Origin of the sequence: Brevibacterium sanguinis (assembly GCF_003315415.1) — a bacterium.
Taxonomy (GTDB): domain Bacteria; phylum Actinomycetota; class Actinomycetes; order Actinomycetales; family Brevibacteriaceae; genus Brevibacterium; species Brevibacterium celere_A.
The window spans coordinates 319,997-346,170 of the sequence record NZ_QNSB01000002.1 but is presented as its reverse complement, the minus strand read 5'-3'; the positions used below and the strand labels follow the sequence as shown (position 1 = coordinate 346,170).

Here is a 26,174-nt window from a genome sequence, read left to right as displayed (position 1 = left end):
GGGGCCTTCGGATATCAGTGCAGATCAGCGCCGATACCGAGGACGCGCCTCGCCGCGGCGGCGATTTCCGCCGGCGAAGGGCTGATCGGCGGTGTCAGGCGTTTTTCACGGTGTTCCAAAGATCGCGTGGCACACTGAAACCCACGTGTGACCTTTTTCGAACCTCGTCGCCAACTCATTGCGACAGGCAGACCGACCTGGAGGACCTTGGGTGGCTAAGGGACAATCCGCTTCCACGACCAGAGGAAGCAGCATCAAGAACCTACTCAACTACCCGCGCGCCGGAGCGAGCGGGTGGAAGCGCTTCCTTCCCAGCCTCCGCCTCATCACGGTGGGCGGCCTGAGCCTCATCATCGCCGGCTGCATCGCCTTCGTCATCGGATACGCGGTCACCGATGTCCCCGAGCCGAACCTCGAGGCGACCGGCCAGACATCGACGATCTATTACTCCGACGGAAAGACGCCGATCGGCCAGTACAAGATCGAGGACCGCGAGTCGGTGCCGATCGACGAGATCGCCAAGCCCATGCAGCTGGCGGCGATCGCCGCCGAGGACACGACGTTCTACGAGAACCGCGGGATCTCGATCAAGGGCCTGTCCCGAGCGGTCGTCGGCGTCGCGACGAACAACTACGCGGGCGGCGGATCGACGATCACCCAGCAGTACGTGAAGAACTTCTACCTGACCAATGAGCACTCCATGAGCCGCAAGGTCAAGGAGATGTTCATCGCGCTGAAGATCGACCAGGAGCTGAGCAAGGACGAGATCCTCGCCAACTACCTCAACACGATCTACCTCGGGCGCCGGTCCTACGGCATCGAGGTCGCCAGCCAGAACTACTTCGACAAGTCCGCGAAGGACCTCAACCTCAGCGAATCGGCCCTGCTCGCCGCGATGATCCAGCGGCCCGGAGCGGCTGACCCGGCCGACGACCCGCAGGCCTACGAGGCCCGGTTCGACTACGTCCTCAAGTCGATGGTCGACGAGGGCTTCATCACCCAGGAGCAGGCCGACGAGGTCGAGATGCCCAAGGTCAAGGAGGCCAACAAGGAGAACTCCCTGTCCGGCCAGAAGGGCTACATGTGGGAGTTCGTCCGCCGTGAGGCGATGGCGAAGCTCAACATCGACGAGTCCCAGCTCGACCGCGGTGGATACGAGATCGTCACGACCTTCGACGAGGAGCGGATGAAGGAGGCCGAGAAGGCGATCGAGTCCCTCCCGGAGAACAAGCCGGACGGCCTGCAGGCCGGCCTCGTCTCCATCGATCCGAAGACCGGATCGATCGAGGCCTTCTACGGCGGCGAGGACTACCTCGACCAGGCGTTCAACGCCTCGACACAGGCCGCAGCCCAGGCGGGCTCGACGTTCAAGCCCTTCGCCCTCGTGGCCGGGCTCGAGAACGGCGTGCGGCTGACCGACCGCTATGTCGGCAGCCCGACGACCATGCAGCTGCCCGGCGGAGGGACGTGGGCCCCGAAGAACTTCGGCGGAGCGAGCTATGGACCCGTGACCCTGCTCAAGGCGACGCAGAGCTCGATCAACACCGCGTATGCCCAGCTCAACATCCAGGTCGGCCCGGAGAAGACCGTCGACGTGGCCGAGCGTGCCGGATTCCGCCCCGGCTGCACGAAGGAGCAGGAGGCAGCGGGCGAGATCCACGAGTGCACCCGGGGCCTCGAGCCCAATGCCGCGAACGTGCTCGGCACCGCGAGCCCCCGTGTCATCGACATGGCCACCGCCTACGCGACCTTCGCCTCCAACGGCGTGCGCCACGAGACCCATGCGATCGACCACGTCAACGACGCCGAGGGCACCGAGGTCTACAAGGCCGAGAACAAGGGCAAGCGCGTCTTCGACAAGGCCGTGGCCGCCGAGACCTCCTACGCCCTGCGCCAGGTCGTCAACGGCGGATCCGGCAGCTACGCCCAGAACCTCGGCCGGCCGGCTGCCGGCAAGACCGGAACCTCCTCGGACAACTACTCCGCGTGGTTCGCCGGCTACACCCCCAACCTCTCGACCGTCGTCGCGCTCTACCGACAGGGTGAGGACGGCAGCAGCAAGCCGATCGGCGCCTACGGTGGACGGAGCGAGGTCACCGGCGGATCCTTCCCGATCCAGGTGTGGACCAAGTACATGAGCAACGCCCTCGAGGGTGAGCCGATCGAGCAGTTCCCCGAGCGCGGGCAGCTGCCCCAGGTGAAGAAGCCCGTGAACACGGGCGAGCCCGCTCCGCCGCGTCCGAAGCGGACGAGCAACGACAATGACAGCGACCGTCCGAAGAAGACCAAGGCGCCGATCGAGGAGCCCAAGGAGGAGCCGAGCGAGGAACCGTCCGAGAAGCCGAAGGAATCCGAAGGTGAGAAGGACGGCTCGAAGGACTCCACCGGGGACAAGGACAACTCGAAGGAGGGTCGCAAGGACAGCGGAAGCGACTCCGGCAACGACCGGGGTGGTAACAATGAGACCACGGACCCAGGAGACGGTTCGGAAACTGACGCCGACGGAGGCGGAGAGGGCACGACCGGAGCCAATGGGAACAACGGCAACTCGGGCCCGCTTGATCTAGGAGGCTGAGGGGAGATCCTCGGACTATGACCGGTAGCCTCTAGGCATGCCCTCACACCCCAGCACCCGGATCGCCGAGCCTCTGCTCGGCGGTCCGGACGGCATTCACCTCGGTGCCGCTGGAGCACGGTTCCGGCGCCTCCAGGCGTTCATCTTCGCCGGCCTGCTCGGAGCGACGACCTTCCTCGCGCTCGCTCTCCAGGCTCCCTGTCTGAGCTCAGGGTACGCGCAGCCGTCCGCCTCGGCGAGGATGTGCGCGGGACCGCTGTCCACGGCGTTCCTCGGCGACCTCAATCCCGAGGCTCCGGGCCGTTCGACCGGCGGGGCGGCCGGGCTGTCCGTCCTCGACGCCGCCCTGGTCGCCGGCCTGCGGGCGTTGACCGACGACGTCTCGGTGTTCATGTCCTTCGTCCTCATCCTCAACGTCGTCGCGATCGCGGCCCTGGGCGTGGGGCTGCTCGTCCTCGCCCGGCAGCGGGCCTGGCTCACCGCGGTGTTCGTCTCGCCGATCATCCTCTTCACCCTCGGCTCGACCCTCGACCCCGTGGCCGTGGCGCTGAGCGTGTGGGCGCTCATCGTCGTCCTCGGGTCACCGCCGATCCCCGCCCGGCCCTGGCTCGCCGGAGTGCTCCTCGGCCTCGCCGCCTTCATCAAGCCCCTGGCCCTCCTCGTCCTCCTCGCCCTGACGCTCGCGGGAAGCCATCCGACGCGGACGGTGCCGGCGCGGAGCCCGCGGATGATGATCGCGACGGCGGCGCTCACCTCGGCGCTCATCCTCATCCTCGACGGCAGCGCGTACGCCCGGGTCGTCCACGGGCTCACCGACGCCGTGGACGGCGGTTCGTTCGCCTCGATCCTCGTCATGGCGCGGTTCGGCAGCAACGCATCCTGGGCGCCCGTGTGGATCGCCGCGAGTGCCGGAGTGGTGCTGGCGGTGACGATCGCGCTGCTCCTCGTGCGCCGGCGGGGTCTCGACCCGGCGGTTGCAGCCTGCCTGCTCATCGGGGCGTGCCTCCTCTTCGCCCCGGGCATGATGCCCTGGGACAGCCTGTGGCTGCTGCCGTTCCTCGTCCTCGCCGTCCACCGCTGGTGGGTGCTCATCGTCTGGGGACTCGCCGAGGCGAGCTTCGCCGTCGCGAGCCACCTCGGCGACGTCGCGGGCATCGACCCCGAGGCCGGACTCGAACCCGCGTTCGTCGCCCTCTTCACCCTCCTGCGGCTCTTCGCCCTCGTCGTCGCGATCATCTTCGCCGCCGAGAACCTGCACCGACAGCGGGTGCGCGCCCCGCGTCGCATCGCCGTCGCCGCGAGGACGAGGCCCGTGGGTGCCGGAGGCGAGAATCCGGACATGACAGCGCCCGCCCGCGTCCTCTAGAATGGTGAGGTCTGTTCCCATTTCGCGCCATCGCGGATCCGGGGCAGGCATGCATAGATACCCTCCTGCCATGGAACGACCATGGCCGTGAAGACCAGAGGAGGTGGGTGACACATGCGTCATTACGAGCTCATGCTCATTCTTGACAACGAACTCGAAGAGCGGACGTTGGCTGACACCGTGGACAACCTGATCAAGGTGATCCCGGCTGAGAACGGAACCGTCGACAACGTGGACATCTGGGGACGCAGGCGCTTCGCCTACGAGATCCAGAAGAAGTCCGAAGGCTACTACGTCGTGGTGGATTTCCACGCCGAGCCTGCAACGACCAAGGAACTCGATCGTCAGCTCGGACTCAATGAGTCCGTTCTGCGCACCAAGATCCTCCGCCCAGACGCCAAGTAAGCGTCAGGCTACCTCGCTTCAAGGAGCATTCAATGGCAGGCGAAACAGTCATCACGGTCGTCGGGAATCTGACAAGTGACCCGGAACTGCGATTCACACCCAACGGTGCGGCCGTCGCAAACTTCACCGTGGCCTCGACGCCGCGCGTCTTCGACCGTGCGTCCAACGAGTTCAAGGACGGGGAGACCCTGTTCCTCCGCTGCTCGGTGTGGCGCGAGATGGGCGAGAACGTTGCCGAAAGCCTCCAGCGAGGGACTCGGGTCATCGTGCAGGGCCGGCTGAAGTCGCGGTCCTTCGAGACCAAGGAGGGCGAGAAGCGCACCGTCATGGAACTGGACGTCGACGAAGTCGGCCCCAGCCTGCGACGCGCCACCGCTCAGGTCTCGAAGAACGAACGCAGCGGAGGCGGGTTCTCCGGCGGCGGCTACGGCGGACAGCAGGGAGGCGGCCAGCAGGGCGGCTTCTCGCAGCAGTCCTCCGGCTGGGGCAGCAATCCCCAGCAGAGCGGCCAGCCCCAGGGCGGCCCCGGGCAGGGCAACCCCCAACAGGGTGGTCAGCGCCAGGGCGGATACAGCCAGGGGAACAACGGACCGGCGAATGATCCGTGGGCATCATCGAGTCCACAGGGCGGCAACGGCGGCTGGGGCAACCCGGGCGCCGATGAACCGCCATTCTGAACACGTCTGAAGACATTTCGCACATCAGGAGATACTCATGGCAAAGCCAGAGATCCGGAAGCCTATCAAGAAGAAGGCGAATCCGCTCAAAAAGGGCGAAGCGGCCAAGATCAACTACAAGGACACCGCTACGCTTCGCAAGTTCATTTCTGACCGTGGCAAGATCCGTGCACGTCGCGTCACCGGTGTGACCGTGCAGGAACAGCGCGTCATCGCGAAGGCCGTGAAGAACGCCCGCGAGATGGCACTTCTGCCCTACTCGAGCTCTGCTCGCTGATCGGAGAGAAGAGACCATGCCAAACCGCAAAGTGATTCTCAATCAGGAAGTCGACGGCCTGGGCGCCGCCGGCGATGTCGTCGAGGTGCGTGCCGGCTACGCCCGCAACCTGCTCCTGCCCCGTGGCTGGGCCAGCGTGTGGAGCGAGGGTGCCGAGAAGCACATCGAGGCACTCCGCAAGGCTCGCCAGTCCAAGCAGATCGCCGACCACGATGAAGCAGTCAAGGTCAAGGGTGAGCTGGAGTCGACCAGCGCTCGGATCGAACTCAAGGCAGGGAAGAACGGTCGCCTCTTCGGCGCCGTGACCCCCGCCCTGGTCGCCGAGGCGCTGCAGGCTGCCACCGGTCACGAGTTCGATCGTCGCCAGGTCGCCCTGGCCGGTCACGTCAAGACCCCCGGCAGCTACACCGCGACCGTGCGCGTCAACGACACGATCACCGCGAACGCCAAGTTCGAGGTCATCGGCAAGGCCTGATCCCGGGCCAGTTCGCTCGTCGATGGCCTGACGGCTCGTCGAGGACGGTCGGGGCTTCATCGCCCTGACCCGAACCGAGCTCCTGAGCGCCGAGGCGCACCCACTGCGGGTGCACCTCGGCGCTCAGTGCTTCCCGGAGCCGGCGGGGCTCGCCGAGATGGGATCGCCAGGTCACACTGACCCACCGAGAGTGCAGCGACCCGCTGAAAGAGCACCGACTAGGCGAATGAGCACCGACCCGGCGAAGGCTCACCGCACGAGGTGACCCCTCGGCGGATCAGTGTGCTTTCGGGCCAGCGCCTTCGGCCTTACGAGGCGGGAGGAGACGTGCAGCGGTGCTGTTATGCGGGGGGCTCCGAGGTGAAGACGAGCGACTCCGCGGTCGGGAACTCCTCGATTGCCTCGGCGTCGAACGGTGGGACCAGCTCGAGGTAGACCGGCACATCGTTCTCGACGAAGAGGACGACGATCGCCGAACCCGACACGGCGTCGAGGATGAAGCTGCTGCGCTCGGCATCATGCGCGTAGCGCGGGGTGTCGTCGGGCAGCGCCAGGGCGATCGACGGGCACTTGCCGCACGCGCACGTGTCCGAGACGACGGTGTTGGCGAGGTTGGCCGCCCACACCGCCCGACGATCGGTGGTGCGGCGCAGGCGAGCGCTGGAATCGGCGCGCGGTTTGCCCAGAGTGTGATTGTGGTTGAGTTCGAAGAGCTGGGCCGAGGAGCCGTTGAGCCCGGCCGAGACCTGGGCCCGTCGGATCATCTCGACGGCCACTTCCAGCTCTCGTTCGCTGAGTGCTCGGCTCATGCTTCGATCCTACGCGGAGACTCCCGTCCTTGCTGGAACCCAAGTGACGATGTTGCGAAATCGTGAACTCACGGCGAGATGCCTTGCCATGTCACGGCACGTCCCGGCGAGTCTGCCCGGCCCTGGGGGCGCGGATCTGTCGCTGGCGTGTCGCACGCGGATTCGCCGCCGTCGTTCGTCGACCGCCTGACCCTGGTCAGCCGGACCCTAGTCTGCCCGACCCTGGTCTACCCGACCCTGGCCGGGCGACCGTTCCGACTCCGGTTTCCCAGGCGTGACACAGGCGGCCGTGACCAGGCTTCGCGGCAGACTTCGCTAAAGTCGGTGCAGGAGGTAACGATGGCGACTGAGAGAGCACTGTCCGTGCCGCGGCTGAGCGGGCCGGGCGAGCTGACCGTCGAGGATCACGCGCGGGCGGCCGGTCTGCGGAAGATGCGGACACTGGCCCTGTCGCTGCTCGTCCTCGCCACGCTCATCTTCCTCGCCACCCACATCTTCACCGACCTCACCGGGGTCTGGGGCTTCGTCTCCCGCGCCTCCGAGGCGGCGATGATCGGCGCGATCGCCGACTGGTTCGCCGTCACCGCGCTCTTCCGGCATCCCCTGGGCCTGCCGATCCCGCACACCGCCATCATCCCCCGCAAGAAGGACACCCTCGGAGCGAGCCTCTCGGCCTTCGTGGCCTCGAACTTCCTCCACGCCGAAGCGGTCTCGACGAAGATCCGCTCCGCGCAGGTCTCCCGCCGAGGCGGGGCATGGCTGAGCAGATCCGCCAACCGCGACCTCGTCGTCGACCGCGCGGCCAGCGGGCTCGAGTACGTCCTCGACCGCATCGACGACGACTCCATCGCCGCGCTGACGAGGAACGTCATCGTGCCGAGGCTGGTCGCGACGAGGAAGACTCCGGTGCTCGGCCAGCTGCTGCGCCAGATCGTCCTCGACGGTGCCCACCACAGGCTCGTCGACCTCATCGTCGCCGAGGCGCACACCTGGCTGAGCCAGAACCCGCAGGTCATCGACGAGATCGTCCACAACCGAGCGCCCTCGTGGGTGCCGGACTTCGTCAACGAGCAGCTTGCCGGGCGCCTTCAGCGCGAGGTCCTCGGCTGGATCGCCGACGTCCGCGACAACCCCTACCACAAGGCCCGTCAGGCCCTGGACGCGTGGCTCGTCGACCTGTCCTCCGACCTCGGTTCCGAGACGGCCCTGGCGGACAAGGCGGAGGTCGTCATCAACGACCTGCTCGGCCAGGAAGGTGTCGTCGACTCCGTCCTCGAGGTGTGGGGATCGCTCAAGCACCTCCTTCGGCAGGCGATCATCGACCCGAAGGGCGAGGTCCGCGACCGGATCTCCGACCTCATCGGAGAGTTCGCCGAGCGCCTGCAGACCGACACCGCATTCGCCGCCAGGATCGACGACCGGATCGCCACGACCGCCGGCGACCTGGCCGAGAGCTTCGGCCCGGAGATCGCCAGCGTCATCTCCGACACGATCGAGAGGTGGGACGCGAAGGAGGCCGCCGAGCGCATCGAGCTCTATGTCGGCCGCGACCTCCAGTACATCCGGATCAACGGCACGGTGATCGGAGCCCTCGTCGGAATCGCGATCCACACCGTCATCGTTCTCCTGCCCGCCTGACGGCGTTTCGCATGGAAGGGGCCGGACTCCCGGCCGCAGGCCTCATTCCTGCTGGTGGATGATCTGGACGAGGTTGCCGACGGTGTCGTCGAGGACGGCGGTGGTGATCGGGCCCATCTGGGTCGGCTTCTGGGTGAAGGTGACCCCGAGTCCGCTCAGGCGCTCGTATTCGGCCTCGACATCGTCGACGGCGAACTGGTTGATCGGGATCCCATCGGCCGCCAGCGCCTCGGTGTAGGCCGCCGCCGCGGGGTGGCCCTTGGGCTCGAGGACGATCTCGGCCCCGTCCGGGTTCTCCGGGGAGACCACGGTCAGCCACCGGGCGTCGCCGACGGGGATGTCGAACTTCGGGAGGAACCCGAGCTTCTCGGTGTAGAACTCGAGCGCCCGCGCCTGGTCGTCGACGGGGATGCTGATCCACTGTGCTCTCATCATGACTCCTTGGATGTGCGCGCCGAGGTGGTGCTCACCTCGGCGGAGGGGTGGTGGGTGCCGTCCACCGCTCGAGGGCGGCGGTCAGCGGTGCGAGGTCGATCCGGTGGAACTTGTACCGGCCCTCCTTGCGGCTGTTGACGAGACCGGCGGACTCGAGCACGTCGAGATGCTGCGAGATCGCCTGTCGGCTGAGACCGAGGTGGTGCTTGTTGGCCAAGCGGGCGCAGATCTCGAACAGCGTCTGATCATCGGCGATCACCAGTTCATCGAGGATGATCCGCCGCGTCTCGTCGGCCAGCGCCTTGAATACGTCCGCCATGACCCCACAATAGGCAAGAGATGACTTGCGTGTCAAGAGGCAAGCACGAACTTGCCTCTGCGAACCCGCCGCGTGGTCCTCGGGTTTTCCCCGACTCCCCGTCGGGACCGCTCCATGGCCGCCGTGGCTCGCCGGCGCACAGGATGGAGGCATGTTCGAACTCCCCTCCATCCTCACCGCGACACACGTGACCAAACGCTACGGACAGACCACCGCTCTCGCCGACGTCGACCTGGGCATCCGCCTCGGCGAGTCCGTGGCCATCATGGGACCGTCGGGGTCCGGAAAGACGACGCTGCTCCACTGCCTCGCCGGAATCATCCCGCCCGATTCCGGCACCATCCGGCTCCTGCCCACCGAGCGGAACCCGCCCGCGGAGATCACCTCGCTGAGGGAATCCGGGCGCACCGCCCTGCGTCGCGACGTCTTCGGATTCGTCTTCCAGCAGGGCCTTCTCCTGCCCGAGCTCTCCGCGGAGGACAACGTCGCGTTGGCGGCCATGCTCGCCGGCGCGAGCCGCCGGGAGGCGAGCGCCCATGCCCGTGGCTGGCTCGAGCGACTGGGGTTGGCCGAGCACCTGGGCAGGCGGATCGGGCAGCTCTCCGGCGGTCAGGCGCAGCGCGTGGCCATCGCCCGCGCCCAGGTCACCCAGCCGGTGGTGACCTTCGCCGATGAACCGACCGGGGCGCTGGACTCCCACACCTCCGCCGAGGTGCTCTCCGAGCTTCTCGCCTCGACGGCGGGACGGGGATCGAGCCTGGTCGTGGTCACCCACGACGAGACCGTGGCCGCGCGCTGCTCGCGGATCGTGCGCCTGTCCGACGGCCGGATCGTCTCCGACAGCGGACGACAGGTGGAGGCACGATGACCGCGGTGCGCATCGTCCCCCTCGTCCTCGGCCGCCGGACGCTGCTCTCGTCGACTGCGGTGCTCGTGATGAGCTCGTTCTTCGCCTGCGCGGCCCTGTTCCTCACCGTGGCCGCCGGGGCCTGGAGCTTCTTCCGGGTCCCACCGCACCCGGACCCCGCCCAGGCGGGCATCGACATGATGTACACGGTGCTCGCTTCCCTGGCGACCGTCTTCCTCGTGATCCCGGCAAGCACCCTGGCGTCCGCCTCGGCGACGCTTTCCGCCCGCCGCCAGGACGAGCGGCTGTCGACGGTGTCGCTGCTCGGTGCCCGGAGATCGGCGATCGTCGCGCTCGCCGTCGCCGAGCCGCTGATGCCGGCGATCGCCGGGATCGTCCTCGGCGTCCTCGGATACCTGGCGCTCGCCTGGCCGGTGAGCGCGATCCGGTTCCGCGGCGCACCCATCGGATACGAGAACATGCTCATGCCGCCCTGGCTGCTCGGTGCGGTCGTGGCGTTCCTCGTCCTCGTCTGCCTCTGCTCGGCGCTGCTCGGGCTGCGGAAGGTCACGGTCTCCCCGCTGGGGGTGCGGACGAAGTCCGTGGACCGGAGGTTCCCGCTGGCCCGGGTGATCGCGACGGTCATCGTGCTGCTCCTCCTCCCGGTGCTCATCGCCGTGTCGAAGGCGGGCAGCCTCGGTGTCGGGGTCGTCGTGTCCATGGTCCTCGCTGTCTTCGCCCTCGGGCTCGTCGCGGTCGACCTCATCGGAGGGCTGCTCATCCGCTGGTTCGCTCACCTCAGCGGAGCTCGGGCGCAGACCCCCGCACGGCTCATCGCGGCCCGTCTGGTCTCGGACGAGCCGAGGAGGTTCTGGAGGAGGGTGTCGGGCCTGGCGATGACCGCGTTCGTCGCCGCCGTCGGCGGCAGCGGGGTCGCGCTCATGCGCACCGGCCTCGACCACGCCGAGGACTCCGGGATGACACCCGAGGAGATCACCCTCCTCGGCGACATCTTCACCGGAGTGCTGCTCGTCATGGGGATCTCGATCCTCCTCATCGCGGTCTCCGCCCTCATCAACCAGGTCGCCGATGTCCACTACCGGGCCGACACCTTCCAGGATCTCCATGCCGCCGGAATGGACCCGGAGACGATGCACCAGGCGCTCGTGCGCGCCGTGCTCGGTCCTGTCATCTGGGTATCGCTCCTCGCCGGCGGCCTGGGGCTGCTGCTCGTGCTGCCTCTTGCCGGGGCCGCTCTGGTCCTCGCACCCGTCACGTTCCTCACGATTCTCGCGTCAGTGCTCGCGGGTATCCTCGTCATCAGAGCCGGGCTGCAGGTGGCGAAGCCGATCCTCGTCCAGGTGGCGACCGCGGGCCGCACACGGGAGTGAGGATGCCGCCTCGTTGAGGGTTCCGGGGTCGGATTCCGGGTGACCGAGGGGGCGGGCAAACCCGGTTAGAGTTGAGGGGCACTGACTTCTGGTGCGAGAGTCTGGAGAGGGAAGCAGTTGTTGAGCAACGATCAGGGTTACGACGGTCTGAGGACTCCTCCACAGGATCTCGAGGCGGAGCAGAGCGTGCTCGGTGCGATGCTCCTGTCCAAGGACGCGATCGCCGACTGCGTCGAGTCGATGTCCGGCGACGACTTCTACAAGCCCGCCCACGAGACCATCTACGAAGCCGTCCTCGACCTCTACTCGCGCGGGGAGCCCGCCGACTCGGTGACGGTGGCGAACTACCTGACGAAGACCGGGGACCTCTCCCGCGTCGGCGGGCCCGCCTACCTCCACACCCTCATCTCCTCCGTGCCGACCGCGGCGAACGCCGGGTACTATGCCGCGATCGTCCGCGAGCAGGCGGTGCTCCGCCGTCTCGTCGAGGCCGGCACCCGCATCGTGCAGATGGGCTATGACGCCGAGGGCGACACCGACGACGTCGTCAACCTCGCGCAGGCCGAGATCTACCAGGTCACCGAGCGGCACACGACCGAGGACTACGTCGTCCTCTCCGAGATCCTCGGCGAGGTCGCGCAGGAGATCGAGCGCAACGGCGACACCGACGGGATGACCGCGGGTGTGCCGACGGGCTTCACCGAGTTCGACCAGCTGACCAACGGCCTCCACCCGGGGCAGATGATCGTCATCGCCGCCCGCCCCGGTGTCGGCAAGTCGACGCTCGCCCTCGACTTCGTCCGCTCGGCCGCGATCCACCATGGGCAGGCGTCCGTGTTCTTCTCCTTGGAGATGGGCAAGAACGAGCTCGTCATGAGGCTGCTGTCCGCGGAGTCGGAGATCCCGCTGCAGAACCTCCGCCGAGGCGAGCTCAGCCCCCACGACTGGACGACCCTGGCGGCGACCGAGGCCCGCATCAACGATGCCCCCCTGTTCGTCGACGACTCCCCGAACATGGCCCTGACCGAGATCCGCGCGAAGTGCCGGCGTCTCAAGCAGCAGCACGACCTCAAGATGGTCTGCGTCGACTACCTCCAGCTGATGAGCTCGGGCAAGCGCGTCGAGTCGCGGCAGCAGGAGGTCTCCGAGTTCTCGCGCTCGCTCAAGCTGCTGGCCAAGGAGCTCGAGGTTCCGGTCATCGCCCTGTCGCAGCTCAACCGCGGCAGCGAGCAGCGCACGGACAAGCGGCCGATGATCTCCGACCTGCGCGAGTCCGGGTCGATCGAGCAGGACGCCGATATGGTGCTCCTCATCCACCGTGAGGACATGTACGACAAGGAGCATGAGCGCGCCGGCGAGGCCGACATCATCGTCGCCAAGCACCGTGCGGGACCGACGGGCGAGATCCCGGTCGCGTTCCAGGGCGCGAAGTCCCGCTTCGTCAACATGCCCCACTAGGATCGGGAACCTGCTCGCTCGGCCGACCGTGGGCGCGGAGCGTCTGCGTACCATTGCACCTATGGACCCCAATCCGAACGACCTGCTGGTGCTGCTCACCGTCTCCCGCTCGGCGAGGTACGCGGTCGCGGCTCGTGCGCTGGGCGTCAACCACACGACGATCTCCCGCCGGATCGCCGCCCTGGAGAAGGCGCTGGGCGGACGGGTCCTGTCCCGGACCGAGAGCGGCTGGGAACTGACCGTATTGGGTGAGCAGGCCGTGCGCGCGGCCGAACAGGTGGAGAAGGCGGTGGGCAGCCTCGGCGAGCTGGGGCAGACTCCGGACCCGGTCACCGGGGTGGTCCGGATGACGGCGACCGACGGCTTCAGCGCCTATGTGGCGTCGCCTGCCGTGGCGAAGCTGCGGCGGACCCATCCGGGGCTCAGCGTGGAGATCGTCACCGTGACCCGGCAGGCGCTGCAGCAGCGGTCCGGCCTCGACATCGAGGTCGTCGTCGGTGAGCCCCGGGTCCATCGCGCCGAGGCCCTGATGCTCGGTGAATACGAACTCGGCATGTACGCCTCCGAGGACTACCTCGCCGAGAACGGGACGCCGTCGACCGTCGACGAGCTCGCGGCTCACCACCTGGTCTACTTCATCGACTCCATGCTCCAGGTCGACGACCTCGACGCCCCACGTCGGCTGTTCCCCGAGATCAAGGACGCCCTGACCTCGACCAATGTCTTCGTCCATGTCGAGGCGACTCGGGCGGGTGCGGGAATCGGGTTCCTTCCCTGCTTCATGGCGGACCTCCATTCCGACCTGGTCCGCCTCTTCCCTCGCGACGTCTCCGAGCGGCTCCCGTACTGGATGGTGCTCAGGCCGGAGTCCCTGCGGCGACCGGCCGTCGCCGCGGTGGTGCAGGCGCTGCGGGAGCAGGTGGTCGCCCATCAGGAAGCGCTGTTGGGACGAGGTCGTGACCTGCCGAGCCGTCCTCTCACAGCGGATGCTGCGGGCCCGGAGAATCGCGGTGGAGCAGGTCGGTGATGCGCGACAGTGACCGCGCCGAGATGAGGACCGACCAGCCGCGGACGATGGTGTGGACGACGGCCGGACCGTCCATCTGCCGAAGCGACAGTCGCTCGCGGTCGGGATTGAAGAAGCGCCCGAGCGCGAAGAGGATGCAGGCGTAGGTCACGGCGAGGAGGATCAGGGGCAGGGTCCACATGCTCTCATCGTCGGCTCGCCGGGGTCCGAGGACAAGCAAACGTTGCTCAACGATGATCTGGACGGAAAGTACACGGACGAGCCGGCCGTGTTGCTCGTGCCTAGGCGGGCCGCACCATTGCGGTTTCCCACTGCTCAGCCTAGGTTGGAGCCATGTTGGACTATGCGCCGTTGCAGATCAGGGTGGTCACTCCCCGGCTCGAGCTCGTCGGTGCGACCGACGAGATGCTCGCGCAGCTGGTGCCGCTGGTCGAGGACGGGAAGACCTTCGCGGAACCTGCCCCCTACGACGATCCGATGCCGTTCTACGAATCCGACCCCGAGGCGCGAGTGGCGAAATGGCTGCAGAGCCGGTGGCGCGGTCGCGCCCGGTTCAGTCCCTCGGAGTTCCGCCTCAGCTTCGCCGTGGTCGTCGACGGAGAAGCGGTGGGAATGCAGGACCTCATCGCGGAGAAGTTCGACACCTGCCGGACGGTGCTGACCTTCTCCTGGCTGTCCACGGACGTTCGTCGTCGCGGTCTGGGCACGGAGATGCGCAGCGCGGTGCTCCATCTCGCCTTCGACGGGCTGGGCGCCGCCGAGGCGAGCTCCGACGCCTTCGTCGACAACCTCGGGTCGAACAAGGTCTCCGAGCATCTCGGCTACGAGAAGAACGGTGTCGAGTGGGACACCCGCCGAGGTGAGCCGGCCCTCCTGCAGAGATGGCGGCTGACGCGCGAGAACTGGTAAAGACACCGCAGAGACGATATCGGTCTCCACGGTGTCTCACGGTTCACGGCGATGCTCGGCAGCGCAGAGGACTGAACGTCGTCGCCACCGGCAAGCCGCCACCGGCGGACTGCCACCGGCGAGCGGTCAGGCGCGCCGGAACTCGGCCATCATCGGGCAGTCGAACGGGTCCCTTGCGGCCAGGCCGACACGGTTGAGGTAGTCGATGACGATCGCGTAGGAGCGCCACAGGCTCGTCTCGGTGTAGGGAACATCGAGATCCTTGCATTTCGCCATGACGAGTTCGCGTGCCTTGGCCAGGTGCGGCCTCGACATGCTCGGGAACAGGTGGTGCTCGATCTGGTAGTTGAGCCCGCCCATCAGCCAGGTCGCCCACCAGCCGCCCCGGATGTTGCGCGATGTCCGGACCTGCTTGGAGAAGAAGTCGATCTTGGCATCGCGGGCGATGACCGGCATGCCCTTGTGGTTCGGGGCGAAGGACGCGCCCATGTAGACGCCGAAGACGGCGAGCTGGACTCCGAGGAACGCGAACGCCATTCCCAGCGGCAGGAGAATGAAGAGGGGGACGAGCAGGGCGGTGAAGCGCACCGTGATGAGGGTGAGCTCGGTCCAGCGGTTCTTGACCTTGCCGCGGGACACCATGTGCGCGATGCTCTGGTAGTGCAGGTTGAGGCCCTCGAGAGTGAGCAGAGGGAAGAACGCCCAGCCCTGGTACTTCGTGATGAGCTTCCAGATGCCACGGTCCTTGCCGGCGTCCTCCTCGAGGAAGACGATGGCGCCGGTGGCGATGTCGGGGTCCCGGTCGACCTTGTTGGGATTGGCATGATGCCGGGAGTGCTTGGAATCCCACCACGAATAGCTCATCCCCACGACTCCGACGCCCAGGATGAGCGAGAGACGATCGTTGCCCTTCTTCGTGGCGAGGATCTGCCGGTGCGCTGCCTCGTGGGAGAGGAAGGCGACCTGGGTGAAGATGATGCCGAGGCCGGCGGCGATGAGGAGCTGGAACCAGCTGTCCCCCAGGAGAACGAAACCGGCGATGCAGCCGGCGAATGCCACGGCCAGGGCGATGCCGACGGTGAGGTAGAACCAGGGTGTGCGCTCCAGCAGGCCGAGCGTGCGGACGTTCTGCGACACCTCGGCGAAGGATCTGATCTGCGGGGGGAAGGAATCGACGCCGAGGTGCTTCTGCCTCCGACGCGGTGCAGGGGCACCTGGTTCAGCGATCGTCATTGTGGTGGTCATGAACTTCTCCGGCGTCGTTGGGCGAATCGTCCAGTGGCACGGGGTGGACGCCCCGGTACCAGTGAGGCCCGGCACTCAACGGTGCCGGGCCTCACTGGATGTTCGTCAGCTCTGATTATCAGAGGGGACGCACGCTGGTGGCCTGGAGGCCCTTGGCGCCCATTTCGGTCGAGAACTCGACCTTCTGACCTTCGGTCAGCTCACGGTAGCCGGTGCTCTCGATCGCGGAGAAGTGGGTGAAGACGTCGGCGGAGCCGTCGTCGGGCTGGATGAATCCGAAGCCCTTTTCGGAATTGAACCACTTCACGGTGCCTGTGCTCATGTTTTTTCCTTTGTTTCGACCGACCGCATTCGCGATCGATGTATTGTTGCGATTTATTCGGATATCCCAACGGGAGGGTCGATTCAGGCGTTTCTCAAGAGAAATGACTCGGAGAATACCACGGGACGATTCCGGACACCTGGCAGGTGACTGGAGTGCGGCTCGTGATGCGAATGAATGATTCCCGAATGGGTTGCGCGGATGGTAGACACGCGCCTAGAGGCAGTGGCATGGCGTCAAGTGGATCTACCTACACTTACTTAGCCATATATCTTCCGCACCTGATCGTGCGGCAACAATTCAACAGTATCAGACTTGAGGCCGTTTGCGCACATTCACCGTCGGAATCGTCCTCCGTGACCTGTTTCCGGCAAATTCCCCTGCCTCTGGTTTCGAGTCTGGCTCCGGTGCTCCGCGCGGGATACCCTGCCTTCATGAGCGTGCGCATCGTCGTCCCCCGTCCGTCCGATGCCGAGGCGATCGCCGAGGTTCACATCCGCGCCTGGAAGGACACCTACGACCACCTCCTGCCCGCCGGATTCTTCACCACCGAATGGCAGGAGGGGCGCCGGCAGCTGTGGAGGGTCATCCTCGGCACCGAGAATCCGCACAGAAGCGTCCGGGTGGCAGTGAGCGAGACGCCCGGTGAGGAGAGGCGGATCGTCGGCTTCGCCCTCGCCGGCCGGCCGCAGGATGCGAAGGCTCCGCGTGGGCTGCTGCTCTATTCGCTCTACGTGCTCGCGGAACACCACGGGGCGGGTGTCGGCCAGGGTCTGCTCGAGGCGGTGCTCGGCGACCGTCCGGCATTCCTCTGGGTCGAGAGGACCAACGCGCGTGCTCGTGCGTTCTACGAACGCAACGGGTTCGACGTCGACGGTGTGGAGCAGGTCGAGGAGCAGTTCCCGGGCATCGTCGAGGTGCGCATGGTGCGCTGAGCCTCCTCGTTGGAGGTCGTGTGGAGCTCGCCAGCCCGGAGTCAGCGCCCGGGTGCGGGTCCTCGTTCGATCCGCCGGCGGAAGGAGTGCATGGCGACGGCGCCGAGCAGCGGGCCGATGGCGAGGACCATGAAGGCGAACCGCCAGCCGACGACGCCGGCGACCACCGGAACGAGGTTGATCGTCACGAGGGTGAGCAGGAAGCCGAGCGCGGTCTGCGCGGTCAGCGCCGTTCCCGCGAAGCGGTGGTCGACGACTTCGCTGAGCGCGGTGGAGAACACCCCGGAGTCGGCGATGACCGCGGCACCCCACACGGCGAGGATGACGAGGACGAGCGGCCATGACACCACGAAGAGCAGCGGAGAGACGAGGCAGCATGCGCCGCTGACGACCATCGCGACCCCGGCCGCACGAGCGCGCCCGAATCTCCCCGAGGCCCATCCTCCGAGCAGGCACCCGACGACGCCGGCGGCTCCGATGGTGAGGAACGAGATGAGCCCGACGGGGGACGTGGGATGCCCCGCGAGGAGGAATGCCGGCAGCCATGTCCACAGGGCGTAGAGCTCCCACATGTGACCGAAGTAGCCAAGATTCGCCAGGAGAGGGCCTCTCTCCCGGAACATCTCGAGGGCATAGCGCGGACGGTGGCCACCGGACCGGCGACCCAGCTGCGGCCCCCGGCGGATGCACAGCAGAGCGGTGAGCGCCGCGATCCCCGCCAGGGCCGCGGCGCTGAGGAGAACTCCCTGCCAGGGGAGGGCCTCGAGGCCGGTGAGCAGATGGGGCAGGGCCGACCCGAGGGTCAGCGCGCCGATGAGCACGCCGATCGCCAGTCCCCGGCTCGCGGGCGCGAACCAGGAGGCCATGAGCTGCATGCCCACCGGGTAGACGCCGGCGAGGAAGAACCCCGTGGCCAGGCGCAGAGCGATGACCGCGAAGAAGCTGTCGCCGAGGACAGGGATGACCGCTGTGGCCGCGCCCGCCGCTGCGGCGGAGCAGGCCATGACCCGCTGCGGAGGGAACCGGTCGGGGAGGTTGAGCGCCGCCGAGGCGACGGCCCCGCACACGAACCCCAGCTGGACGGAGGCGGTGAGCCAGATCGCCTGCGCGTCGGTGATCGTCCATGCCTCCCGGAGAGCCGGGACGACGGCCGAGGCCGAGAACCACGTCGCCATGGCGAGGATCTGCACCCCGGCGATGAGGGCGAGCTGGACGATCGGCGACGCCTGGGGAACGGGAGCACCGCTCCCGCCGGCTCCTGTCATCATGCCCGTGCCCCTTCCTGAGTCCCGCGCCCATGCCTGGCTCAGCTGATTCAATCATCCCCGGAGCCGTCTCACGAACCCGTGCCGGACCGCCCGCGGATCTAGACTGAGAGACGTGTCGATCGCGGAGCTGTCCCTCTTCCTCCTGGGAATCGCCGTCATCGTCGGCGGTGCGATGGTCGTCCTCAGGACCGCCGAGGCGGGACTGGGCTGGCTGCCCGCCATCGCCGTCGTGCGAGCCGTGGTGCAGCTCGGGCTCGTCGCCCTCCTGCTGCAGGGAGCGCTGACGACGTGGTGGACGGTCGTCGCCTTCGTCGCGCTCATGCTCACCACCGCCTCGGCGACGTCGTTCCGCCGCGCCAGGGCGCTGCGGCACGGTCCGCGCGGAGCGGTCATCGGGGTCCTCGTCGGTGCGGCGGTGACGATCTCCCTCGTCTTCGCCTTCGGGCTCGTCGACGGAACGTATGAGAAGGTCATCGCGGTCGCCGGCATCGTCATCGGGAACTCGATGACGATCGCGACCCTGACCATCCGCCGGTTCGCCGCGAACATCGAGGCGAGCACCGGTGAGGTCGAGGCCTGGCTGTCCCTGGGAGCGAGGCCCAGGCGAGCCGTCGCCCGTCAGCGGCAGGACGCGATCAGGGAGGCTCTCATCCCCAACCTCGACCAGACGAAGAGCACCGGGCTGGTGACCCTGCCCGGCGCCTTCGTCGGGGCGCTCTTCGGAGGGGCGTCTCCGGTGGAGGCCGCGCAGTTCCAGATCGTCGTGCTCGCCGCCCTGGTCCTCGCCGGGGCCCTCACCTCGGTGCTCGGGACCCTCATCGCCGCCGATGTCCGGCAGCTGCCGGCGGCCGACCGCAGCTGAGGGCGCTCACGTCCCCGGGCCGGACTCCCTGACCGAACCTCCGGCCCGACCGCCCGAGTTCCCCGGGCGCCCGGGGAGCGGGGCCGCTCACTTCTCCCGCGCGGAACCCGCGGGTCCTCCCGGCGAACGGCCGGGCCCTGCCGCCGAGGCGTCGCGCTCGCCTGCCGTCAGGGGCTGGGCGATGTCCTCGAGGTTCGCTCGCTCGGCCTTGACTCCGAAGATCAGCTCGCACACTCCGCCCAGCGCCATGACTCCGGCGCTGACATAGAACCCGAGCGCCACGAGCCCGATGTCGCCGGATTCGATGAACCGGCCGAACAGGAGGGGCCCGATGATTCCGCCGAGCCCCGTTCCGATCGCGTAGAAGAACGCGATGGCCATGGCGCGGGTCTCCATCGGGAAGATCTCGCTGACGGTGAGGTAGGCCGAGCTGGCTCCCGAGGAGGCGAGGAAGAAGCAGACCATGAGCACGCCGAGGAACAGCCATTCGTTGTCGCTTCCCGTGAGGATCAGTGCGAGGATCACGGCGACCGCGGCCGATCCGAGGTAGCTCGTCGCGATCATGGGTTTGCGCCCGATGGAGTCGAACAGGGGTCCGAGGATGACCGGTCCGAGGAAGTTCGAGATCGCCCAGAGGACGAGGAACACGGGCACGACATCCGCACCGACGTCGAAGAACCCGGTCATCAGCGTGCCGAGGTTGAACGTGATCCCGTTGTAGAGGAACGCCTGCCCGACGAACAGGGCCAGGCACAGGATCGCCCGCTTCGGGTACTTCGTGAACGCGACCTTGGCGATCTCCCGGAACGGGATGGTGTGCCGCTGATGGATGGTCAGGGAGTCCTTGTCGTCGACGTCCTCGAGGTGGTGCTCACCCGACTCCTCCTTGACCTCACGCTCGATGGCGTCGATGATCTCCTCGGCCTCGTCCTCCCGGCCGTGGATGAACAGCCAGCGCGGGCTCTCCGGGACGTGCCGGCGGACGATGAAGATGAGCAGGCCGAGGACGGCGCCGAGCCCGAAGGCCAGCCGCCAGCCGAGGTCCTTGGCGAAGAGGTCCTCGTTGAGCAGGAGGAGGGCGAGTGCCGAACCGCCGGCGGCGCCCAGCCAGTAGGAGCCGTTGATGACCAGGTCGACCCGACCGCGGACCCGCGCGGGGATGAGCTCGTCGATGGCGGAGTTGATCGCCGCGTACTCACCGCCGATGCCGGCGCCGGTGACGAACCGGGCGAGGTAGAAGTACCACGGTGAGAAGGAGAACGCCGTCGCGACGGTCGCGATGACGTAGACGGCCAGGGTGAGGATGAAGAGCTTCTTGCGGCCGAAGCGGTCGGTGAGCTGGCCGAAGAACAGCGCCCCGAGACAGGCGCCGAGGATGTAGACGGCCGCCGCGATCCCGATGTGACCGGCGGTGAGCTCGATCCCGCTGCCCTCTTCCGTCAGCCGCGCGGCGACGCTGCCGACCATGGTCACCTCGAGGCCGTCGAGGATCCACACCGTTCCCAGGCCGATGATCACCCGCCAGTGGAACTTCGTCCACGGCAGCCGGTCGAGTCGGGCCGGCACCTTCGTCGTGATGGTGCCGAGTTCTCCTTGTGCCATCGCTCACCCTCCCAGTCGTACGCCGGCCCCGGGCCTAGCGGCGGTCTCGGTACTTCCGCCACAGGCGCAGGGGCAACAGCCCGATCAACGGTGCACGGCGTCCGAGGGATTCGGAGTCGTCGCGGTCGAGGGCCGCGGAGTACCGGGTGGCATGCTCGGGTGAGGGATACGTCTTGCTCCCCGAGGTGCCACAGCCGCGCTCGCATTCCCAGACCATCGTGCGGCCTTCGGAACGGAAACGGAGCCGGTGTCCGAGCAGTCGACAAGTCACCATGACAGTGAGGCTAACACCCAGGCGTAGTCCGCGGGCAAGAGTTCTCCGCCGTCGCCCACCCGTTCCGGTGCCTCAGTGCCGGAAGCCGGGCAGACTCACGCTCAGCCGCGGAGCGACAGCGCCGGCATAGGCCGTGAACAGCGACAGAGCGGCGAGCATCGCGGCCGCCGGCCACCAGTGACCTCCCGCCGAGGAGACGAAGCCGGTGGCGAGCAGGGGGATGAACCCGGAGAGCATTCCTGCGGCGTTCTGCGCCATCCCCACTCCGGTGTACCTCGTCGCGGCGGGGAAGAGGCCGGTGAGGACCGTCCCCGAGGCCGCGTACGGCAACGACAGCGTCGAGACCGCGAGCACCATGGCGGCCACGATGAGGACCGGCTGGTCGGAGGAGAAGAGGAGGAACGAAGGTACGGCGAGAACCGCCGAGGCGACCCCGCCCCAGAGGATCACCCGGCTCGCACCGTACTTGGTGCCGAGGATCCCGCCCCAGACGAGGACGGCGATCTCGATCGCCGCGGCGATCATGCTGCCGAGCAGGAGCAGCGAGTCGTCGTAGCCGAGGATGTTGACGCCGTACCAGACGCAGAAGGCGGTGACGAGGTAGAACCCGCCGACGCCGAGCAGGGCTGCGGCCATGCCGACGACGATCTGCCTCCAGCTCTCGCGCAGAGTCGTCCGGACCGGGCTCTGGGAGACCTCGCCGGATTCCTCGAGCTGCCTGAAGACCGGGGACTCCTCGAGGCGGCTGCGGATCCAGACCGCGACGAGCAGCAGCGGAAGGGCGACGAGGAACGGGATCCTCCAGCCCCAGGAGTCGAAGCTCTCCTGCGAGAACAGGAGCGTCATGACGAAGAACCCGCCCGAGGACAGGATCGTGCCGATCGGGGAGCCGATCTGGGGGATCGCGGCGTAGCGGGCCCGCAGGTGCAGCGGGGCGTTCTCGACGACGATCGTCATCGCCCCCGACCACTCGCCGCCGACGAACAGGCCCTGGAGGATCCGCAGGAGCACGAGCAGGACCGGGGCGGCGAATCCGATCGCCGCGTACGTCGGGAGCATGCCGATGAGTCCCGTGACGACCCCGATGCCGACGATCGTGACCATGAGCACCCGGCGCCGTCCGATCCGATCGCCCATCCGCCCGAAGATGATGCCTCCGATCGGCCGCGCCGCCAGGCCCACGCCGAACGTCGCGAACGACGCGAGCGCGGCGGCGGTCGCATTCTCGCTGGTGAAGTACTGGACATTGAAGATCAGCGCGGCGGCGGCGCTGAACAGGAAGAAGTCGTACCATTCGAGCGCGGTGCCGATCAGGGCCCCGACGGCGACCTTGTTGGCGTCCTTGACGCTGAGTTCCTGGGTCGCATCGTATTCGAGCGCCGAGGCTGTCGTGTTCTCGCTCATGTGTCTCTCCATCGAGGTGGGGCGTCGGGATCGCGGTCGGATCGGGAGCAGGACCGTCTGCCGGGCCTGCTCCTCACCCGACGACGGTGGAAACCTCATCCGACCATACCGAGTGCCGGCGACTGCAGGGGCAGTCGGTCACCTCGGCGACCGTCCCCACCGCCGCGGACGGACGAGCGGAGAGGGACACGACGAGGAGTGAGGTCTGCTTCACTATCGTCGGCCCTGCCGATTCGCTATGGTGTGCTCATGGGTCGGTTCAGCTTGCTCGAATGGCCGGTGATCCGGCAGCTGCGCACCTCCGACAAGTCGGGGCGGGGCGAATCGGTCGTGTCCGAGCGGACCCGCGGGATCGCGCCGCGGACGACGACCGCGGACAAGGTCGTCCAGTCCGTCTGCCCGTACTGCGCCGTGGGCTGCGGGCAGAGGATCTTCGTCAAGGACGACAAGGTCGTCCAGATCGAAGGCGACCCCGACTCCCCGATCTCCCGTGGCCGGCTGTGCCCCAAGGGCGCCGCCAGCGAGCAGCTCGTCAATGCTCCCGGACGCCAGACCGAGGTCCTCTACCGCGCCCCGAAGGCGAAGGACTGGCAGAAGCTCGACCTGCCCACCGCGATCGACATGATCGCCGACCGCTTCCTCGAAGCCCGCCGCAACCACTGGGAGGACTTCGACGACAAGGGCCACCCGCTGCGGCGGACGATGGGCATCGCCAGCCTCGGCGGGGCGACCATCGACAACGAGGAGAACTACCTCGCCAAGAAGCTGTTCACCGCGGCCGGGGCGATACAGATCGAGAACCAGGCGCGTATTTGACACTCCGCCACGGTTCCCAGTCTGGGAACCTCGTTCGGGCGAGGCGGCGCCACCCAACCGCTCCAGGACATGGCGAACGCGGACTGCATCGTCATCCAGGGTTCCAACATGGCCGAGTGCCACCCGGTGGGCTTCCAGTGGGTGACCGAGGCCAAGGCTCGGGGCGCCCGGGTCATCCACGTCGATCCCCGGTTCACCCGCACCTCGGCGATCGCGGACAAGCACGTCCCGATCCGGGCGGGCTCGGACATCGTGCTCCTCGGCGCGCTCATCAACCGGATCCTCTCCGACGGCCTGCACTTCGACGAGTACGTCCGGGCGTACACGAACGCCTCGAACCTCATCGATGCCGGCTACCGGGACACCGAGGACCTCGACGGACTGTTCTCGGGCTTCGACCCCGAGACCAACACGTACGACAACTCGACCTGGGCGTATGAGACCGACGAGGCGGGTGTGGCCATCCGCGACGAGACGCTGAGCGACCCGCGCTGCGTGTTCCAGATCCTCAAGCGCCACTACTCCCGCTACACCCCCGAGATGGTGGCCGAGAACTGCGGCATCGCGCCCGAGGACTTCGAGTACCTGCTCGAGTCGATCACGACGAACTCGGGCCGGGAGCGCACGACCTGCTTCGCCTACGCCGTGGGCTGGACCCAGCACTCGCTCGGCGCCCAGTTCATCCGCACGGCGTCGATCCTCCAGCTGCTGCTCGGCAACATGGGACGGCCGGGCGGGGGCATCATGGCCCTGCGCGGTCATGCGACGATCCAGGGCTCGACCGACATCCCGACCCTGTTCAACCTGCTCCCGGGCTATCTGCCGATGCCCCGGGCCGGAGTCCACGACACCTTCGACGACTTCATCGCCGCCGTCGGCACGCCCGAGACCCACCGCGGATTCTGGGCCAACGGCCGCGCGTACGCGGTGAATCTGCTCAAGGCGTGGTGGGGCAATGCGGCGACGGCGGACAACAACTGGGCGTACGACTACCTGCCCCGGCTGACCGGCGCCCACGGGACGTACCAGACGCAGGTGCGGATGCTCGAGGACGGCGTCGACGGCTACTTCCTTCTCGGCCAGAACCCGGCGGTGGGATCGGCCAACGGCAAGATGCAGCGGATGGCGATGAGCCACCTCAAGTGGCTCGTCGTGCGCGACTTCAATCTCATCGAATCCGCCACCTGGTGGAAGGACGGCCCGGAGATCGCCACGGGCGAGATGCGCCCCGAGGACATCGACACCGAGGTGTTCTTCCTCCCCGCCGCCAACCACACGGAGAAGGCCGGCACCTTCACCCAGACCCAGCGCCTGGTCCAATGGCGGTTCAAGGCGGTCGACCCGCCGGGCGACGCCCAGAGCGAACTCGACTTCTTCTACGAGCTCGGGGAGCGGATCCGGGAGAAGCTCGCGGACTCCGACGACCCCCGGGACCGGCCGCTCCTCGACCTCACATGGGACTACCCTCGCGATGCGGAGGGTGACGTCGACGCCGAGGCGGTGCTCGCTGAGATCAACGGCTACCACGTCGGCGGGGAGAAGCACGGACAGCCGCTGAACTCGTTCGCGGAGATGACCGACGACGGCACGACCCTCGGCGGTTGCTGGATCTACGCCGGCGTCTACGCCGGCGGGGTGAACATGGCGGCCCGGCGCAAGCCCGGCTCCGAGCAGGACGAGATGGCCTCGGAATGGGCGTGGGCATGGCCGGCGAACCGGCGCATCCTCTACAACCGTGCCTCCGCCGACCCCGACGGCAAGCCGTGGTCGGAGCGCAAGCGGCTCGTGTGGTGGGACGAGACGGCCGGGCGCTGGTCCGGCGACGACGTTCCCGACTTCCCGATCGACCGGGAGCCGAGCGCCCGCTTCGACGAACCGCACGGCGGGCCGAGCCACCTCGGCGGGGATGATCCCTTCATCATGCAGGCCGACGGCAAGGGGTGGCTGTTCGCGCCCAGCGGCATGGTCGACGGACCGCTGCCGGCGCATTACGAGCCGCAGGAGTCCACGGTGGGCAACCCCCTCTATGCGCAGCAGAACAGCCCGACCCGGCTGACGATGAAGCGGGAGGACAACCTGTCCGCCCCCGGCGCCGGCTACCCGGGCTCCGAGGTCTACCCCTACGTGTTCACGACCTACCGGCTCACCGAGCACCACACGGCGGGCGGCATGTCGCGCTGGCTGCCGTACCTGTCGGAGCTGCAGCCGGAGATGTTCTGCGAGGTCTCCCCGGAGCTTGCCGAGGAGCTGGGCCTCGAACCGTACGGCTGGGCCACGCTCGTGTCCCCGCGCTCGGCGATCGAGGCGCGCGTGCTCGTGACGAACAGGATGACCCCGCTGACGATCGGCGGTCGGACAGTCCATCAGGTCGGCCTGCCGTATCACTGGGGAGTCGGCGGCAACGCCGTCATCGAGGGGGACTCGGCCAACGACCTCCTCGGCGTGACGATGGATCCGAACGTGTTCATTCAGAACAGCAAGTACGTCGCGGGTGCGGTCCTGCCTGGCCGGCGCCCCCGCGGTGTCGACCTCGTCGACTTCGTCGAGAAGTTCCAGGCCAATGCCGGACTGACGACCGAGTCGGGGAACCGGCAGGTCACGGTTCCGGAGGACGTCGTGGCCGCCTCGGCGGCGGCGCACTCCGACTCCGACTCGGGCGGGCACGTCGGCAGGGAGGGGCACTCGGCCGTCGGCACGGAGCCCGCGCGCACGTACGGCGGGGACGGCGAGGCCCGTGACGGCGCCGCACCGCCCGACGCCGGCGTCGCCGGTTCCGATGACGACGGGTCCGCCGGGCCGGAGGGCAGCTGGGACGCCGAGACCGCGGAATCGCGGCCG

General features: G+C 67.8%; 24 protein-coding genes and 1 pseudogene. 15 read left to right on the top strand and 10 right to left on the bottom strand.

What is annotated here, in order from left to right; genetic code table 11:
• Positions 1–211 precede the first annotated feature (211 nt).
• The 6 genes from DFO65_RS04010 (at position 212) to rplI (ending at position 5,775) form a co-directional block, all read left to right on the top strand.
• Positions 212–2,575 (top strand): transglycosylase domain-containing protein, encoded by a 2,364-nt coding sequence (locus DFO65_RS04010; protein WP_113903128.1) that lies wholly within the window; start codon positions 212–214, stop codon positions 2,573–2,575.
• 37 nt (positions 2,576–2,612) lie between these two features.
• Positions 2,613–3,941: a glycosyltransferase 87 family protein gene (locus DFO65_RS04005; RefSeq protein ID WP_113903127.1), complete on the top strand. Its 1,329-nt coding sequence runs from the start codon at positions 2,613–2,615 to the stop codon at positions 3,939–3,941.
• Positions 3,942–4,055: 114 nt separating this feature from the next.
• Positions 4,056–4,346 carry a 30S ribosomal protein S6 gene (rpsF, locus tag DFO65_RS04000; RefSeq protein WP_113903126.1) on the top strand — a complete coding sequence of 97 codons (291 nt, stop codon included), beginning with the start codon at positions 4,056–4,058 and terminating at the stop codon, positions 4,344–4,346.
• A 32-nt stretch (positions 4,347–4,378) separates the two neighbouring features.
• On the top strand, positions 4,379–5,023 hold the full coding sequence (locus DFO65_RS03995) for a single-stranded DNA-binding protein (RefSeq protein WP_113903125.1): 645 nt from the start codon (positions 4,379–4,381) through the stop codon (positions 5,021–5,023).
• Between the two features lie 37 nt (positions 5,024–5,060).
• On the top strand, positions 5,061–5,300 hold the full coding sequence (gene rpsR, locus DFO65_RS03990) for a 30S ribosomal protein S18 (RefSeq protein WP_113903124.1): 240 nt from the start codon (positions 5,061–5,063) through the stop codon (positions 5,298–5,300).
• A gap of 16 nt (positions 5,301–5,316) precedes the next feature.
• On the top strand, positions 5,317–5,775 hold the full coding sequence (rplI, locus tag DFO65_RS03985) for a 50S ribosomal protein L9 (protein WP_113903123.1): 459 nt from the start codon (positions 5,317–5,319) through the stop codon (positions 5,773–5,775).
• Positions 5,776–6,116: 341 nt separating this feature from the next.
• Here the strand turns inward: rplI and DFO65_RS03980 are convergent, their stop codons facing one another.
• Positions 6,117–6,584 (bottom strand): hypothetical protein, encoded by a 468-nt coding sequence (locus DFO65_RS03980; RefSeq protein WP_147233240.1) that lies wholly within the window; start codon positions 6,582–6,584, stop codon positions 6,117–6,119.
• Between the two features lie 339 nt (positions 6,585–6,923).
• On the opposite strand from DFO65_RS03980, the gene DFO65_RS03975 reads away from it, so the two are divergent.
• Positions 6,924–8,222, top strand: coding sequence for a DUF445 domain-containing protein (locus DFO65_RS03975; RefSeq protein ID WP_113903121.1), 1,299 nt, complete (start codon positions 6,924–6,926; stop codon positions 8,220–8,222).
• A 42-nt stretch (positions 8,223–8,264) separates the two neighbouring features.
• Here DFO65_RS03975 and DFO65_RS03970 read toward each other — a convergent pair whose 3' ends face one another.
• Both DFO65_RS03970 and DFO65_RS03965 read right to left on the bottom strand, forming a co-directional pair.
• Positions 8,265–8,654 carry a VOC family protein gene (locus tag DFO65_RS03970; protein ID WP_113903209.1) on the bottom strand — a complete coding sequence of 130 codons (390 nt, stop codon included), beginning with the start codon at positions 8,652–8,654 and terminating at the stop codon, positions 8,265–8,267.
• Positions 8,655–8,688: 34 nt separating this feature from the next.
• On the bottom strand, positions 8,689–8,976 hold the full coding sequence (locus DFO65_RS03965) for an ArsR/SmtB family transcription factor (RefSeq protein ID WP_113903120.1): 288 nt from the start codon (positions 8,974–8,976) through the stop codon (positions 8,689–8,691).
• A 151-nt stretch (positions 8,977–9,127) separates the two neighbouring features.
• Between DFO65_RS03965 and DFO65_RS03960 the strand changes: the two genes are divergently transcribed.
• From DFO65_RS03960 to DFO65_RS03945, 4 genes are all read left to right on the top strand, one after another.
• Entirely contained in the window at positions 9,128–9,844 is a 717-nt protein-coding gene (locus DFO65_RS03960) for an ABC transporter ATP-binding protein (RefSeq protein WP_113903119.1), read from the top strand.
• Positions 9,841–11,214, top strand: a complete 1,374-nt coding sequence (locus DFO65_RS03955; RefSeq protein ID WP_113903118.1) for an FtsX-like permease family protein — start codon at positions 9,841–9,843, stop codon at positions 11,212–11,214. Before DFO65_RS03960 ends, DFO65_RS03955 begins: the two co-directional genes overlap by 4 nt.
• A gap of 120 nt (positions 11,215–11,334) precedes the next feature.
• The gene (gene dnaB, locus DFO65_RS03950) at positions 11,335–12,672 is read left to right on the top strand and encodes a replicative DNA helicase (RefSeq protein WP_113903117.1); all 1,338 of its coding nucleotides are present in this window, start codon (positions 11,335–11,337) and stop codon (positions 12,670–12,672) included.
• Between the two features lie 61 nt (positions 12,673–12,733).
• Positions 12,734–13,699 (top strand): LysR family transcriptional regulator, encoded by a 966-nt coding sequence (locus tag DFO65_RS03945; RefSeq protein WP_113903116.1) that lies wholly within the window; start codon positions 12,734–12,736, stop codon positions 13,697–13,699.
• On the opposite strand, the gene DFO65_RS03940 is transcribed toward DFO65_RS03945, so the two are convergent.
• A complete protein-coding gene (locus DFO65_RS03940; RefSeq protein ID WP_147233238.1) occupies positions 13,650–13,880 on the bottom strand; it encodes a hypothetical protein in 231 nt (76 codons plus the stop codon). The two genes, DFO65_RS03945 and DFO65_RS03940, sit on opposite strands and share 50 nt — an antisense overlap.
• Before the next feature lie 152 nt (positions 13,881–14,032).
• Here DFO65_RS03940 and DFO65_RS03935 point away from each other — a divergent pair, with 152 nt between their 5' ends.
• Positions 14,033–14,608 carry a GNAT family N-acetyltransferase gene (locus DFO65_RS03935; RefSeq protein WP_113903114.1) on the top strand — a complete coding sequence of 192 codons (576 nt, stop codon included), beginning with the start codon at positions 14,033–14,035 and terminating at the stop codon, positions 14,606–14,608.
• 126 nt (positions 14,609–14,734) lie between these two features.
• Here the strand turns inward: DFO65_RS03935 and DFO65_RS03930 are convergent, their stop codons facing one another.
• A complete protein-coding gene (locus DFO65_RS03930) occupies positions 14,735–15,853 on the bottom strand; it encodes a fatty acid desaturase family protein (protein ID WP_428844213.1) in 1,119 nt (372 codons plus the stop codon).
• A gap of 118 nt (positions 15,854–15,971) precedes the next feature.
• Positions 15,972–16,175 carry a cold-shock protein gene (locus DFO65_RS03925; RefSeq protein WP_113903112.1) on the bottom strand — a complete coding sequence of 68 codons (204 nt, stop codon included), beginning with the start codon at positions 16,173–16,175 and terminating at the stop codon, positions 15,972–15,974.
• A gap of 434 nt (positions 16,176–16,609) precedes the next feature.
• Between DFO65_RS03925 and DFO65_RS03920 the strand changes: the two genes are divergently transcribed.
• Positions 16,610–17,110 (top strand): GNAT family N-acetyltransferase, encoded by a 501-nt coding sequence (locus tag DFO65_RS03920; protein ID WP_113903111.1) that lies wholly within the window; start codon positions 16,610–16,612, stop codon positions 17,108–17,110.
• Positions 17,111–17,151: 41 nt separating this feature from the next.
• Here the strand turns inward: DFO65_RS03920 and DFO65_RS03915 are convergent, their stop codons facing one another.
• Positions 17,152–18,378: an MFS transporter gene (locus DFO65_RS03915; RefSeq protein ID WP_220151226.1), complete on the bottom strand. Its 1,227-nt coding sequence runs from the start codon at positions 18,376–18,378 to the stop codon at positions 17,152–17,154.
• Between the two features lie 112 nt (positions 18,379–18,490).
• On the opposite strand from DFO65_RS03915, the gene DFO65_RS03910 reads away from it, so the two are divergent.
• Positions 18,491–19,240, top strand: coding sequence for an ABC transporter permease (locus DFO65_RS03910; protein WP_113903110.1), 750 nt, complete (start codon positions 18,491–18,493; stop codon positions 19,238–19,240).
• 87 nt (positions 19,241–19,327) lie between these two features.
• Here the strand turns inward: DFO65_RS03910 and DFO65_RS03905 are convergent, their stop codons facing one another.
• The 3 genes from DFO65_RS03905 to DFO65_RS03895 form a co-directional block, all read right to left on the bottom strand.
• On the bottom strand, positions 19,328–20,842 hold the full coding sequence (locus DFO65_RS03905; protein ID WP_113903109.1) for an MFS transporter: 1,515 nt from the start codon (positions 20,840–20,842) through the stop codon (positions 19,328–19,330).
• Positions 20,843–20,876: 34 nt separating this feature from the next.
• Entirely contained in the window at positions 20,877–21,059 is a 183-nt protein-coding gene (locus DFO65_RS03900; RefSeq protein WP_245940458.1) for a hypothetical protein, read from the bottom strand.
• Positions 21,060–21,188: 129 nt separating this feature from the next.
• On the bottom strand, positions 21,189–22,520 hold the full coding sequence (locus DFO65_RS03895; RefSeq protein WP_113903107.1) for an MFS transporter: 1,332 nt from the start codon (positions 22,518–22,520) through the stop codon (positions 21,189–21,191).
• Between the two features lie 249 nt (positions 22,521–22,769).
• On the opposite strand from DFO65_RS03895, the pseudogene fdnG reads away from it, so the two are divergent.
• Positions 22,770–25,988 (top strand): annotated as a pseudogene (fdnG, locus tag DFO65_RS03885) (formate dehydrogenase-N subunit alpha); the annotation flags it as partial.
• Between the last annotated feature and the right edge of the window lie 186 nt (positions 25,989–26,174).

What these genes read in the sequence shown, in the direction of transcription:
- DFO65_RS03945 (WP_113903116.1), top strand. Translation starts at nt 12,734, where the DNA reads ATGGACCCCAATCCGAACGACCTGCTGGTGCTGCTCACCGTCTCCCGC.
- DFO65_RS03915 (WP_220151226.1), bottom strand. Translation starts at nt 18,378, where the DNA reads ATGATGACAGGAGCCGGCGGGAGCGGTGCTCCCGTTCCCCAGGCGTCG.
- DFO65_RS03930 (WP_428844213.1), bottom strand. Translation starts at nt 15,853, where the DNA reads ATGACCACCACAATGACGATCGCTGAACCAGGTGCCCCTGCACCGCGT.
- DFO65_RS03955 (WP_113903118.1), top strand. Translation starts at nt 9,841, where the DNA reads ATGACCGCGGTGCGCATCGTCCCCCTCGTCCTCGGCCGCCGGACGCTG.
- DFO65_RS03905 (WP_113903109.1), bottom strand. Translation starts at nt 20,842, where the DNA reads ATGGCACAAGGAGAACTCGGCACCATCACGACGAAGGTGCCGGCCCGA.
- DFO65_RS03895 (WP_113903107.1), bottom strand. Translation starts at nt 22,520, where the DNA reads ATGAGCGAGAACACGACAGCCTCGGCGCTCGAATACGATGCGACCCAG.
- DFO65_RS03935 (WP_113903114.1), top strand. Translation starts at nt 14,033, where the DNA reads ATGTTGGACTATGCGCCGTTGCAGATCAGGGTGGTCACTCCCCGGCTC.
- DFO65_RS03980 (WP_147233240.1), bottom strand. Translation starts at nt 6,584, where the DNA reads ATGAGCCGAGCACTCAGCGAACGAGAGCTGGAAGTGGCCGTCGAGATG.
- DFO65_RS03995 (WP_113903125.1), top strand. Translation starts at nt 4,379, where the DNA reads ATGGCAGGCGAAACAGTCATCACGGTCGTCGGGAATCTGACAAGTGAC.
- DFO65_RS03960 (WP_113903119.1), top strand. Translation starts at nt 9,128, where the DNA reads ATGTTCGAACTCCCCTCCATCCTCACCGCGACACACGTGACCAAACGC.
- DFO65_RS04005 (WP_113903127.1), top strand. Translation starts at nt 2,613, where the DNA reads ATGCCCTCACACCCCAGCACCCGGATCGCCGAGCCTCTGCTCGGCGGT.
- rpsR (WP_113903124.1), top strand. Translation starts at nt 5,061, where the DNA reads ATGGCAAAGCCAGAGATCCGGAAGCCTATCAAGAAGAAGGCGAATCCG.
- DFO65_RS03920 (WP_113903111.1), top strand. Translation starts at nt 16,610, where the DNA reads ATGAGCGTGCGCATCGTCGTCCCCCGTCCGTCCGATGCCGAGGCGATC.
- DFO65_RS03940 (WP_147233238.1), bottom strand. Translation starts at nt 13,880, where the DNA reads ATGTGGACCCTGCCCCTGATCCTCCTCGCCGTGACCTACGCCTGCATC.
- rpsF (WP_113903126.1), top strand. Translation starts at nt 4,056, where the DNA reads ATGCGTCATTACGAGCTCATGCTCATTCTTGACAACGAACTCGAAGAG.
- rplI (WP_113903123.1), top strand. Translation starts at nt 5,317, where the DNA reads ATGCCAAACCGCAAAGTGATTCTCAATCAGGAAGTCGACGGCCTGGGC.
- DFO65_RS03975 (WP_113903121.1), top strand. Translation starts at nt 6,924, where the DNA reads ATGGCGACTGAGAGAGCACTGTCCGTGCCGCGGCTGAGCGGGCCGGGC.
- DFO65_RS03900 (WP_245940458.1), bottom strand. Translation starts at nt 21,059, where the DNA reads ATGGTCTGGGAATGCGAGCGCGGCTGTGGCACCTCGGGGAGCAAGACG.
- DFO65_RS03925 (WP_113903112.1), bottom strand. Translation starts at nt 16,175, where the DNA reads ATGAGCACAGGCACCGTGAAGTGGTTCAATTCCGAAAAGGGCTTCGGA.
- DFO65_RS03970 (WP_113903209.1), bottom strand. Translation starts at nt 8,654, where the DNA reads ATGAGAGCACAGTGGATCAGCATCCCCGTCGACGACCAGGCGCGGGCG.
- DFO65_RS03965 (WP_113903120.1), bottom strand. Translation starts at nt 8,976, where the DNA reads ATGGCGGACGTATTCAAGGCGCTGGCCGACGAGACGCGGCGGATCATC.